Origin of the sequence: Brachybacterium sp. NBEC-018 (assembly GCF_024860185.1) — a bacterium.
Lineage (GTDB): Bacteria > Actinomycetota > Actinomycetes > Actinomycetales > Dermabacteraceae > Brachybacterium > Brachybacterium rhamnosum.
Genome location: NZ_CP100650.1, coordinates 141,983 through 154,306, shown reverse-complemented (window position 1 = coordinate 154,306; position 12,324 = coordinate 141,983). Strand labels below are relative to the sequence as shown.

10 protein-coding genes are annotated in these 12,324 nt (G+C 72.3%); all 10 read right to left on the bottom strand.

The features are described from left to right. Nucleotides 1-5: 5 nt before the first annotated feature. The 10 genes from NLU66_RS00665 to NLU66_RS00620 all read right to left on the bottom strand — a co-directional run bounded on the left by NLU66_RS00665 (nt 6) and on the right by NLU66_RS00620 (nt 12,131). A complete protein-coding gene (locus tag NLU66_RS00665; protein WP_259361037.1) occupies nt 6-1,040 on the bottom strand; it encodes a glycine betaine ABC transporter substrate-binding protein in 1,035 nt (344 codons plus the stop codon). Nucleotides 1,041-1,042: 2 nt separating this feature from the next. After that, nucleotides 1,043-1,858, bottom strand: a complete 816-nt coding sequence (locus NLU66_RS00660; protein ID WP_259361036.1) for an ABC transporter permease — start codon at nt 1,856-1,858, stop codon at nt 1,043-1,045. After that, nucleotides 1,851-3,128 (bottom strand): ABC transporter ATP-binding protein, encoded by a 1,278-nt coding sequence (locus tag NLU66_RS00655; protein ID WP_259362616.1) that lies wholly within the window; start codon nt 3,126-3,128, stop codon nt 1,851-1,853. Before NLU66_RS00655 ends, NLU66_RS00660 begins: the two co-directional genes overlap by 8 nt. A 1-nt stretch (nt 3,129) precedes the next feature. Beyond that, nucleotides 3,130-3,771 (bottom strand): ABC transporter permease, encoded by a 642-nt coding sequence (locus tag NLU66_RS00650; protein WP_259362615.1) that lies wholly within the window; start codon nt 3,769-3,771, stop codon nt 3,130-3,132. A gap of 287 nt (nt 3,772-4,058) precedes the next feature. Further along, entirely contained in the window at nt 4,059-5,255 is a 1,197-nt protein-coding gene (locus NLU66_RS00645; protein ID WP_259361035.1) for a glycoside hydrolase family 1 protein, read from the bottom strand. Further along, the gene (locus NLU66_RS00640) at nt 5,252-7,042 is read right to left on the bottom strand and encodes an ABC transporter ATP-binding protein (RefSeq protein ID WP_259361034.1); all 1,791 of its coding nucleotides are present in this window, start codon (nt 7,040-7,042) and stop codon (nt 5,252-5,254) included. Before NLU66_RS00640 ends, NLU66_RS00645 begins: the two co-directional genes overlap by 4 nt. Beyond that, entirely contained in the window at nt 7,039-7,914 is an 876-nt protein-coding gene (locus tag NLU66_RS00635; RefSeq protein WP_240811182.1) for an ABC transporter permease, read from the bottom strand. Before NLU66_RS00635 ends, NLU66_RS00640 begins: the two co-directional genes overlap by 4 nt. 5 nt (nt 7,915-7,919) lie before the next feature. Then, complete coding sequence (locus NLU66_RS00630; protein ID WP_259361033.1) at nt 7,920-8,900, bottom strand: ABC transporter permease; 981 nt, start codon at nt 8,898-8,900, stop codon at nt 7,920-7,922. After that, nucleotides 8,897-10,603 carry an ABC transporter substrate-binding protein gene (locus NLU66_RS00625; RefSeq protein ID WP_259361032.1) on the bottom strand — a complete coding sequence of 569 codons (1,707 nt, stop codon included), beginning with the start codon at nt 10,601-10,603 and terminating at the stop codon, nt 8,897-8,899. Before NLU66_RS00625 ends, NLU66_RS00630 begins: the two co-directional genes overlap by 4 nt. Nucleotides 10,604-10,904: 301 nt before the next feature. After that, entirely contained in the window at nt 10,905-12,131 is a 1,227-nt protein-coding gene (locus tag NLU66_RS00620; protein WP_259361031.1) for a LacI family DNA-binding transcriptional regulator, read from the bottom strand. Between the last annotated feature and the right edge of the window lie 193 nt (nt 12,132-12,324).

The following is a 12,324-nucleotide window of genomic DNA, read 5'->3' as shown; positions in this document are numbered from 1 at the left end:
GCCGCTCAGGGGCGCGTGACGAACCCCTGCTCGACCATGAAGTCGAAGGCGACGTCCGCCGGGAGCTCGCCGCCCTCGTCGACCCGCAGGTTCAGCGCCCGCAGGGCGTCGTCCGTGATGGCGGGGGAGATCTGGTCGAAGACGTCCGCGAGCTCGGGGTGCTTCTCGAGCGTCGCGGTGCTGAGCACCGGGGCGACGTTGTAGGCGGGGAAGTAGCCCTTGTCGTCCTCGAGGATCGTGAGGTCCAGGCTCTCGATGCGGCCGTCGGTCGTGAAGACCTCGCCGAAGTTGCAGGCGCCGCGGGCGGTCGCGGTGTAGACGGCGCCCGTGTCGTAGATCGAGATGTTCTCCTCGGGGACGCCGTCGGCGGCGTCGCGGGGGATGCCGTAGTCCTCCAGCAGCGGGATCAGGCCGTCGGCGCGGGAGTTGAACTCGGGCTCCACGCAGATCGTGCGGTCCTCGACGGGGAGGTCAGCGATCTCGCTCAGGGAGCTGATCCCGCCCAGCTCCTCGACGGCGTCGGAGCGCACGGCGAGGGCGTAGGTGTTGTTCAGCGGAGCGGGCGGCAGCCAGGTGAGCCCGTTGGCGACGTCGGCGTCGCGCACGGCCTCCCACTGCGCCTGCTTGTCCGGGATGCCCTCGGTCTCGCCCATGTAGGTGAGCCAGGCGGTGCCCGTGTACTCCCAGGTCATGTCCGCGTCGCCGGAGGTCATGAGCTCGCGCACGGGGACGGAGCCGGGGACGTTGGTGAGGTCGTCGACCTGGAACCCGGCGGCCCGGGCGGCGATCACGCCGATCTTGCCGAGGATGAGCTGCTCGGTGAAGTTCTTGCCGGTGACCGTGAGCGAGGCGTCGGCGGGGAGGCCCTCGATGGGGGTGATCGAGCCGGGGGCGACGTCCGGCGTGTAGGCGGTCGCGGGGCGCAGGCCGCAGCCGGCGATGGGCAGCAGGGCGAGGCCCGCGAGGGCGCCGAGGTGCCGGCGGGAGATGCCGCCGGGGTGCGGCGCGGAGGGGGCCGCGGGGGTGGAGATGCGGGGCATGGTCACAGTCCCTTCGGCCGGGCGATGTGCTCGACGACCCGGCCCACCCAGTCCACGATCAGGGCGAGCAGGGCGATGAGCAGGGCGCCCGCGATGAGCACCGTGAACAGGTAGAGGTTCACGCCGGTGGTGATGAGCAGGCCCAGGCCGCCGCCGTTCACGAAGGCGGCGAGGGAGGCGGTGCCGACCAGCAGCACGAGGGCGGTGCGCACGCCGGAGAGCATGACGGGCACGGCGAGCGGGAGCTCCACGCGGAGCAGCACGGACAGCGCCGTCATCCCCATCCCTCGGCCGGCCTCGACGAGCCGCTGGTCCACGCCGCGGATCCCGATCATGGTGTTCCGCAGCACGGGGAGCACGGCGTAGAGCACGAGCGCGATCACCGCGGCGCGGAACCCGTCCGGCACGAGCGCGGCGATCAGCACGATGAGGCCCACGGCCGGTGCCGCCTGCCCGAAGTTCACGACCGCGAGGATCGGCTCGGCGACCCGCCGGAACGGCTTGCGCGTGAGCAGGACCCCGAGGGGGATCGCGATGACCAGCACCAGCACGGTCGAGACGAGGGTGAGCGCGAGGTGCTGGCCCGTGAGGTTCAGCAGCGTCGCCGGGTTCAGGGTGTTGCGCTCGGTGTCGCTCAGCGGGGCCACGGCGAGCCAGACGGCGAAGCCCGCGAGGATCGCGAGCAGCACCGCGATCTGCACGCCGAGGGCGCGCCATCCGCGCCGGGTCTCCTCCGCCGCGGCGGAGGTCCCGGTGGCGGCGGAGGCGTCCGACGGGACCGGGGCCGCGGGAGCCGTGCTCGTGGCGGTCTCAGACATCGGAGGCCGCCTCGCGGCTCTCGTCCGGCTCGTCGTCCGGAACGGCCTCGACGGCCCCGGTGTTGGTGCCGACGGGCGCATCGCTGGGGCGCTCGGCCGCGGCGTCGCGGGCCGCGGAGATCGCGGCCATCACCGTCTCGACGTCGACGACGCCCTCGAAGACGCCGCCGCGCCCGGTGACCAGGGTCGCGCCCGCGCTCGAGACGAGCATCGTGTCCAGGGCGTCGTTGAGCGTCGCGCCGGAGCCCACCACGGGCAGCGCCGGGTCGAGCTCGGTGGGCAGCGTCGTCATGCGCGAGAGCGCACGGCGGTGGGGCCAGGCGATCGGCCGGCCGCGGAAGTCGGTGACCACGACGTGACCGTGCCCGGCCTCCTCCGCGCGCCGCAGGGCCGCGGCGGCGTCCCCGCCGGCGTCGGCGACGACGGCGTCGGCCACCTGCACCTCGCGCACACGTCGCAGCGCGAGCTGCTTGAGGGCGGCGCCGGAGCCGATGAAGTTCTCGACGAACTCGTCCGCCGGCTCGGCGAGGATCCGCTCGGGCGTGTCGTACTGGACGATCTGCGCGCCCTCCCGGAAGACGACGATCCAGTCGCCGAGCTTCACCGCCTCGTCGAAGTCGTGCGTGACGATGACCATCGTCTTGCGCACCTCCTGCTGGATGCGGATCAGCTCGTCCTGCAGGCGCTGGCGGGTGATCGGGTCCACGGCGCCGAAGGGCTCGTCCATGAGCAGCACCGGCGGATCCGCGGCGAGCGCCCGCGCCACGCCCACACGCTGCTGCTGGCCGCCGGAGAGCTCCTTGGGGTAGCGGTCGCGGTACACCGCGGGCTCGAGGCCCACGAGGTCCAGCAGCTCGTCGATGCGGGCGCTGATCCGCTCCTTGTCCCACTTGAGCATCTTGGGGACGATCGCGATGTTCTGGGCGACGCTCATGTGCGGGAACAGTCCGCCGGCCTGGATGACGTAGCCGATGCGGCGGCGCAGCTCGTCGCCGTCGATGCCGGTGACGTCCTCGTCGCCCAGCAGGATCCGGCCCTCGGTGGGCTCGATCAGGCGGTTGATCATCTTGAGCGTGGTCGTCTTGCCGCAGCCCGAGGGGCCCACGAGCATGACGACCTGGCCCTCGGGGATCTCGAGGGTCACGCCGTCCACGGCGGGCCTCTCCTGCCCGGGGTAGCGCTTGGTGACGGCGTCGAGGTGGATGGACCGTCCGGTGATCGGGCGGTCCTCCGGTGCGGGGTCGACGGCGGGGGCGGTGGTGCGGGCGATGTCAGACACGGATGCCCTTCGAGGTGGTGAGCCGGCCGATGCCGAGCAGGACGAGGTCGAGGACGAATGCGAGGAGGATGACGCCGACGGTGCCGGTGATGACCGACTCGAGCGCGCCGGCCCCTCCGAGCCGGGAGAGGCCCTGGAAGATGAAGCCGCCGAGGCCGGGGCCGAGCACGAAGGCCGCGACGGCGGCGACGCCCATGACCATCTGGGCGGAGACCCGCACCCCCGAGAGGATCACGGGCCAGGCGAGCGGCAGCTCGACGCGCAGGAAGGTGCCGAGGCGGCTCATGCCGATGCCGCGGGCGGACTCGACGAGGGCCGGGTCGACACCGCCGAGGCCGACGATCGCGTTGCGCAGGATCGGCAGCATCGCGAAGAACACGACGACGATCACCGAGGGGAGCACGCCGAAGCCGAACGGGGCGACCATGAGCCCGATGAGGGCGAAGGAGGGGATCGTCAGACCGATCGCGCTGACGGAGTTCGCGGCGCCCCGGGCGGCGGGGCTGCGGTGCACGAGGGCGGCGATGAGCACGGCGAGGACCGTGGCGAGGACGACCGATTGGACCACGAGGCTCAGGTGCTGGAAGGAGGCGAAGAGGATCTCGCCGGATCGCGATCGGACGAAGTCGCCGATGTTCACTGAATCGCCTCAGACATGGTCGCGGGTGATGGCCGTGTGCTCGCTCGTGGAGCAGTTCCGGCGATCTCCCGTCGGGCCCCTGGCTGCGTCGACGCTAGGCGGGACGCCGGGTGAGGGCAAGCCGACGGTGCTGGTCGCGGGGCCTGTCAGCCACATGGAGGGAAAATCGCCCCCCACCGGGATCGGCGCATCGGTGCAGGTCAGGTGCCTGCTGTCGAGGGGCCGTCCCGGAGGGGGTCACGAAGGCGTAACGAAGCGGGGGTGCCGGGCCGCGGGCGTCGTCAGCCCTCGATGGGGAGCGCGTTCGCACGGGCGATGCCGCCGTACCAGCGGGCGCTCGGCTTCACGGTCCGCTCGAAGGTCTCGGGGTCCCAGCTGACGAGCCCGAAGGTGGGCCGGTAGCCGCTCGCCCACTCGTAGTTGTCCAGCAGCGACCAGTACTGGAAGCCGCGCACGTCGATCCCGTCGGAGATCGCACGGTGGATGCCCTCGAGAGAGCCCTGGACGTAGGCGCGGCGGCGGGTGTCGTCCCCGGTCGCGATGCCGTTCTCGGTGACCATGAGCGGCACGTGCCCGCTCAGCTCCCAGGCGCTGCGCAGCCCGAGCTCCGCGGCCTCGGGGAAGAACTCCCAGCCGGTGAGCGTGGTCTCCACGTCCTCCTCGACAGGGAGCGGGCCGTCGGGGCCGATGAACGTGCGGGTGTACGCCTGGACGCCGAGGAAGTCGTCGCCCCGCGCGTTCTCGAGGTACCAGAAGTCCCGCGGGTAGCCGTACTCACGGAGCATCTCCTCGCTGCCCGGCTCGCCGGTCGCGTGGAAGGCCTGGGTGGCGATCGTCCAGCCGGAGAGGATCTCGGGGCGGCGCGCGAGCACGGCGCGGGACGCCTGGTGCGCGGCGAGGAGCTGATCGGCGACCTGCAGGTCCGGGGCGGGCAGGCCGTGGGCGACGAGGTTCTCCGCGTTCTCCCCGCCCGCGAGCATCGCGGCGATGTTGGGCTCGTTGATCGTGCACACGTAGCGCACGCCGTCGAGGATCGGCAGCACCGTCTCCGTGTAGCGGGCGAAGAGCGCAGGGGCGTCCTCCGCGCGCCAGAAGCCGTCCCGCTCGAACCAGCGCGGCACCGTGAAGTGCATGAGCGTGACGACGGGTTCGACGTCGTGCGCGAGGCACGCCTCGATCATGCGCCGGTAGTGCGCGAGCTCGGCGCGGGAGACGAATCCGCGCTCGGGCTCGATGCGCGCCCACTCGATGCTGAAGCGGTAGGTGTTCAGCCCGAGCTCCGCGAGGATCCGGATGTCCTCCTCGAAGCGGTGGTAGCTGTCCGCGGCGTCGCCGCTCGGCTCGACGACGGGGGAGTCGGGGCGGTGCTCCATCTCCCACCAGTTCGCGTTCACGTTGTTGCCCTCGATCTGGTGGGCGGCGGTCGCCGCGCCCCAGAGGAACCCGTCGGGGAAGGGCAGAGAGTCTGGTGAGGTCACGGGAGGTCTCCTGGGTCGGGTCGGGCGCCGTGCACGCGCGCCGGGTCGGGGATCGCGTCGAGCAGACGGATCGTGTACTCGTCCTGCGGATGCCGCATGACCTGGGCGGTGGGGCCGGACTCGACGACGCGGCCGTCGTGCAGGACGAGGATGTCGTCGGTGATCAGCCGGGCGCTGAGCAGGTCGTGCGTGATGTAGAGCAGGGACATGCCGGTGCGCTCGCGCAGGTCCCGCAGCAGGGCCAGCACCCCGGCGCGCAGGGACACGTCGAGCATCGAGACGGGCTCGTCGGCGATGATCACCTGCGGGTCCGCGGCGAGCGCCCGCGCGATGACGACGCGCTGCCGCTGCCCGCCGGAGAGCTGGTGGGGCAGCTTCGCGGCGAACTGCGCGGCGGGGCTGAGGCCCACCGTCTCGAGCAGCTCGTGCAGGCGCTTCCGCAGGGCGCCGCCCCGCAGGTCGGTGAGGTTCGTCAGCGCCCGGGTGAGCGTGTACTCGACGGTGCTGAGCGGGTTCAGCGCCGCGTACGGGTCCTGGAACACCATCTGCACGCGGCGGCGGAGGTCCCGCAGCTCCTTGCGGCGCAGGCTCCCCACCTCCGCGTCGCCGAGGTGGATCGTGCCGGCGGTGGGCTTCTCGACGCCCGTGATGAGCTTCGCGAGCGTCGACTTCCCGCTGCCGGACTGGCCGACGAGCGCGGTCGCCCCGCCGGCGGCGAGGGTGAAGCTGACGTCGTCGACGGCGAGCACGGGCTGCGCCCCGCGGCGCGGTGCGCCGAAGGACTTGCTGACGCCCTGGACCCGCAGCTCGAGCCCGCGCGAGGGGGCGGGGGAGGCGGCCGACGGGGCCGACGTGCCCGGGGCCGTCGGCACCTCCGAGGATCCCGCCCCCGTCGGCGCGGCGGGCGTCGCAGTCCCGGGGACAGGCGCCTCGAGGCCGGGGAGCGCGACGTGCTCGGCTCGGGGATCCGCGAAGTGGCTCAGCAGCATGCGGGTGTACTCGTGCTGCGGGCGGCGCAGGATGTCCTCGCTCGGGGCGTCCTCGACGACCCGGCCGTCGTGCATCACCATCACGCGGTGCGCGGACTCGAGCACCACGCCCAGGTCGTGGCTGATGAGGATCGCCGTGAAGCCCTCCTGCGCCTGCAGCTCGCGGATCGTGTCCATCACCGCGTGCTGGACGAGGACGTCGAGCGCGGTGGTGGGCTCGTCGAACACCATCAGCTGCGGCTCGAGGGAGAGCGCGAGCGCGATCGTCACGCGCTGGCGCATGCCTCCGGAGAGCTCGAAGGGATAGCGGTCCAGGACCTCCGGGCCCAGGGACACGCGGCCCACGAGCTCCGCGGCGCGGTCGTCCCGATCGGCGGGGGCGACGTGCCGGTGGGCGGCGAAGATGTCGTGGAAGTGCTTCCGGATCGTGCGCACGGGGCTGAGCGTGTTCATGCCCGCCTGCAGGACCATGGCGAAGCCGCCCTGGCGCTGGGTGCGCAGCTCCTCCGCGCTCATCGAGGCGATGTCGACGTCGCCGAAGAGGATGCTGCCGGACTCGATGCGGGCCGGCGGCTTCGAGAGCGCGGTGAGCGCGAACCCGAGGGTGGACTTCCCGGAGCCGGACTCGCCCACGAGGCCCACGAACTCGCCGCGGCCCACCTCGAAGGAGACCTCGCGGACGGCCCGGGTGGCGGGCGCCCCGACCGGCTCGTAGACGACGGAGAGGTCCTGGACCCGCAGCAGCGGCTCCTCCGCTCCGGGGGTGGACGGGGTGGTGCGGTGCGTGGCGGTGCTCATCGGCCGGTGCTCCCTTCCCGCAGACGGGGATTGCTGATCCCGTCGATGCCGAAGTTGATGAGGGTCAGCGAGGTGGCGAGCAGGGCGATGCACAGGCCGGGCGCGAACAGCAGCGCCCACTGGCCGGTGAGGAGCGCGTTGGAGTTCTGCGCCCAATAGATCATCGTCCCCCAGCTGATGACGGTGGAGTCGCCGAGGCCCAGGTACTCCAGGCCCGCCTCGGCGAGGATCGCGGCGGTCGCCGAGCCGAAGAACCCGCCCGCGATGAGCGAGGTCATGTTCGGCAGGATCTCGCGGAAGACGATCCGCGGCGCGCGCTCGCCGGAGAACCGCGCGGCCTCCACGAAGTCGCGCCCGCGCAGGGTCCGGGTCTGGCTGCGCAGCACGCGCGCGCCCCAGGCCCAGCCGGTGATCGCGATGACGGCGACGATCACGGAGATGCCGCCGTTGCTGAGGTACGTGGCGACCACGATCATCAGCGGCAGGCCCGGGATCACCAGGAACATGTTGACGACGAAGTTGATGACGTCGCCGAGCCAACCGCGCACGTAGCCCCAGCTGAGGCCCACGAGCACGGAGATCACGGTGGCGATGCCGCCCGCGCCGAAGCCCACGAGCAGGGAGATGCGGGAGCCGAAGATCAGCTGGCTCAGCACGTCCTCGCCGGCGGCGGTGGTGCCCAGCCAGTGCGCGGCGGAGGCGCCCTGGTTGCGCTCGAAGCCGTTGTCCTCGGGGCCGTAGGGCGCGACGAGCGGGGCGAGCACCGCGAGCACGACGAACAGCCCGAGGATGATCAGGCCGATCCGTGCCTTGCGGTTGCCCCAGACGGTGCGGATCGAGGCGGTGAAGGTGGTGGTCAGGGCAGTGCTCATCGCGCTCATCGCCTCGTCCTCGGGTCGAGAATGCCGTACATGATGTCCACGAGCAGGTTCGCGACCAGGACGCTCACGGTGATCATCAGGAAGATCGCCTGCATCAGCGGGTAGTCCTGGCCGGTGACGGCGTTGAACAGCAGGAAGCCGATGCCCGGGTAGCCGAAGACCTGCTCGACGAGCACGGAGCCGCCGACCACGCCGCCGAGCGCCATGCCGAAGCCGGTGAGGTTCGGGAGGATCGCGTTGCGCGCCGCGTACTTCAGGGCGACGGTGCGACCGGGGATGCCGTTGGCCTCCGCGAAGGTCACGTGGTCCTCGCCGAGGGTCGTGATCATCGCGTTGCGCATGCCGATGATCCAGCCGCCGAGGGAGGTGACCAGCATCGTCGTCGCGGGGAGCGCCGCGTGGTAGAGCGCGTCCTTGAGGAAGGCCCAGCTGAGCCCGGGGACCGTGGTCGCCGAGTAGGCGCCGAAGGTGGGGAACAGGTGGCCGACGTAGCCGAGGAAGAACAGCAGCAGCAGGGCGGTCCAGAAGTAGGGGAAGGTCCCCAGGAAGCTGCCGCCCACGGCGGGCAGGGCGTCCATCCAGGTGCCCCGCTTCCAGGCGGCGAGCACGCCCAGCAGGGTGCCGATCACGAACGCCGCGATCGTCACGAGCCCCACGAGGATGAGCGTGTAGGGCAGGGCCTGGAGGACGAGGCCCGTCACGGGCTCGGGGTAGAAGGCGTAGGAGACGCCGAAGTCGAGCGTGATGACCTGGTGGAGGTAGTCGAGGTACTGCTGGAGCAGGTTGCCGTCGGGCACGCCGAGCTGCGCCTCGACGGCCTTGCGGGTCTGCTCGGTGACGGGGCCGTTCTGCGCGAGCTTCGCGAGGGCGGCGTCCGCCGGGGAGCCGGGCATCATGCGCGGCAGCAGGAAGTTCAGGGTGATCGCCGCCCAGAGGGTCAGCAGGAACCACCCCGCGCGCTGGAGCATGTACCTCATGAGGCGCCTCCGTTCTGGACGCGGCGCACCCGGGTGAGGACGCGCAGCGGAGAGGACTGGTAGGTCTGCAGGGGCGCGTAGGGGTCCTCCGCGCTGGGCCAGCCGGTGAAGCGGCCGTCGTTGTACAGGCCCCAGAGGCCGCCGTAGTAGAGGGCGATGACGGGGAGGTCGTCGTAGAAGATCTTCTCGAGCCGCTGCAGGATGCGGCCCTGCTCCTCCTCGTCGACGCTCGCGCGGTAGTCGCCGATGAGCTGGTCGACCTCGTCGTTGCGGTAGCGGATCCGGTTGTTCTGGTTCGCCTCGCCGATGGGGGCGTAGTACTCGCCCCACAGGAGGTTGGAGTAGCCCTGGAAGGCGTCGGACCCGTTGGAGGAGCCCATCGCGACGGCGAAGTCGCCGCTGGTCAGGTTCGCCTCGTAGGCCGCGGGCTGCGGGGTCTCGATGGTCGCCTCGATGCCGACGCCGCGCAGCTGGCGCTGGACCTCCTGGGCCGCGCGCAGCCAGTCGGTGTAGCCGTTCGCGGTCGTGATGGCGAAGGTGAAGGGTTCGCCGTCGGCCGTGCGCAGGGTCGCGCCGTCGTGCCGGAAGCCGGCCTTCTCGAAGGCGGCGATCGCGGCGTCGACGTCCTGGGCGATGATGCCGCGGTCCGGGATCTCCGGGTTCAGGAGGTCCTCCTGGTTGGGCAGGAGCAGGCCAGACTGGCTGGCCTCGTCCATGTAGCCCTCCGCGGCGACCTCGCCCACCTGCTTGCCGTCGAGCGCGAGGGACAGCCCGCGGCGCACGTCGAGGTCGTCGAAGGGGGCGACGTCGTGGTTGAGGTGGAGGCCGATGATGCCGCCCGGCGGGAACCAGTACCTGTTGTGCGGGTTCGCGGCGACCCAGGTGTTCTCGACGTCGCTCATGTAGGCGTACGCCCAGTCGTAGCCCTTCGTGACCAGGTCCATCTCCTCGCTCGCGGCGGGGTAGACGAGATGCTCGACGTCGATCTGGTCCGCCTGCCAGTAGCCCGCGTAGCGGTCGAGCGTGTACTGGAGGGAGGTGAAGTTGCCGAGCTGGAACGGGCCGGAGCCGATGGGCTCCTCGTTGCGCCAGGTCGAGGGGTCCTCGACTCTGGACCAGATGTGCTCGGGGACGATGAGCATGGCGCCGATGACGGGTAGGGCGGGGGAGTCCGGGGCGAGCAGCGTGATCTCGACGGTGGAGTCCGTCGTCCCGACGGTGTCGACGCGGCTCCAGACGCCGCCGGTGTCGTTGGCGGGGTGCTCCTTGAGCATCCGGAAGGTGTAGTCGACGTCCCCGGTGGTGAGCGGGGTGCCGTCGTGCCAGGTGGCGTCGCTGCGCAGCGTCAGCACGATCTTCTGCGGGTCCGGCTGCTCCCAGCTCTCGGCGAGCCACGGCACGAGCGTGCCGTCCAGGGGGTTGATCCAGATCAGGGGCTCGTAGACGATCGCGGCGGCCTTGCGGGCGTTCGCGTTGAAGGGGTTGAAGTTCGCGGTGAACGTGGGTGTGCCCTTGTCCCCGGCGATCAGCAGGGTGTCGTCACCGATCGTGGGATCGGGCTTGCTGGTGATCTGCAGGCTGCAGCCGCTCGCGAGGAGCCCGGCCGCGAGCGCGGTGCCGCCCAGGAGGGTGCGGCGGCGCAGCGGTGCCGCGTGGTCGAGGGGGCCCGGCAGGCCGGGCCGGGGTGGTGGTGTGGAAGCCACGGGGTGTCACGTCCTCACGCCGTCGTATGAACCTGCCGCCGGTCGGCGGCCGAGGCGCCGGCGTCGCGGGCTCCTGGGATCGGGGTCCGGCGGACGGCGCCCGACGAGTGTATGCGCTTACATCGAGAGCGCAACTCAGGGAGCCGAGGCGTGGACGAGACGTATCGACGACGAGGTCGCGCGCAGGGGGAGCGTTCACGCGACGGGCCTGCGGATCCGGCGGATCCAGCGCAGCGGGGGCGTCCCCACGCGGGACGGACCGGCGGTCGTGCCGGGCGCGACGGTCGAGGGGAGGTGCGCCTCAGCGGTGCGGGCCGCAGCTGTGCCGCAGCAGCACGTCCACCGGCAGCAGGAGCTCCGTCGACGGCGCCCCCGGATCGGCGATGCGGCGCAGCAGCAGCTCCACCGCCCGCACGCCCAGGTCGAGCATCGGCTGGCGCACCGTGGTGAGCGCGGGCGTGCTCCACCGCGACTCGTCGATGCCGTCGAAGCCCGTCACCACGCAGGTGCCGGGCACGTCCACTCCGCCCTCGCGCAGTGCCGCGAGCGCGCCCAGGGCGCTCTGGTCGTTCGCGGCGATCACCGCGGCGGGGGTGTCCTGCTCGAGGTGCGCGGCGACGGCGTCATGGCCGCCCTGCCAGGTGAAGTCGCCGAGCGCCTCGGACCAGGCGGTCCCGTCCCGGCCGGTGACGTCGCTGCCGGCACCGTCCCCGCCGATCGCGTCCCGGAACCCCGCGGCGCGGCCGGTGGCGTCGGGGGAGTCTGGTGGGCCGGCGAGGTAGAGCACCGGCCCCGGCGGCTTCACGGCGAGCACGTGCTCCACGAGCGCGCGCATGCCGCCGCGGTTGTCCACGCGCACGGCGTCGGCCGTGGTGCCGACGGCGCCCCGGGGCCCCACGCCGTCCACGGCCCCGTCGGTTCCGTCGGCCCCCTCGGCTCCGCCTGCTCCCTCGCTGCCGCCGTCGGCCCCGTCGCCGTCGGCCGTGCTGTGCCCGGCCACCAGCACGAGCGGCGTGCGGCCGATGCTCGTGCGCAGCAGCTCGTCCGGCACCGTGCGGGAGACGGCGGCGAGCCCGTCGACCCGGCCCGCGAGATCGTGCATGACCACCTCGCGGCCCATGTCCCGGCCGGCCGCGACCATGAGCGCATAGCCCTCGCGCCAGGCGGCGGCCTCGGCCCCGCGCACGAGCTGCTCGAAGTAGCGGTTGCGGTACGGATCCGCGGCGGAGCCGTCCCGGTCGTCGATGAAGGCGACCTCGCCGGTGACGGAGCGGGCGTCCTCTCGGTCGCTCGTGGTGGGCAGGTCGTGGCCCGGGATGAGCAGGCCGAGCACGCCGGTGCGGCGCCCCGCGAGGCCGCGCGCGCTCGCATTGGGGACGTAGCCGAGCTCCTGCACCGCGGCCATCACGCGCTCGCGGGTCGCGGCGGCGACCTTGTCCGGCCGCCGCAGCACGCGGGAGACCGTCGCGATCGAGACCTCGGCCTGGCGCGCGACGTCGTAGACGGTCGGGGACTTGCTCTCGGGCACGCCGGGCATCGCCTTTCGCTGAGGAGCCGTACGGGGAGGGGCACGGGTCGGGCTAGGGCACCGTACCTGACCAGGCGTCCACGGGTCCCGGGTCGGATGGTCGGGACATGCGCCGCGGACCCGACCGGGTCTGCGGTGCGGTCCTGCCGCTCCCGGGCGGATCCGCCGCCCCGTCGTGCAGGTCCCGTCCAGC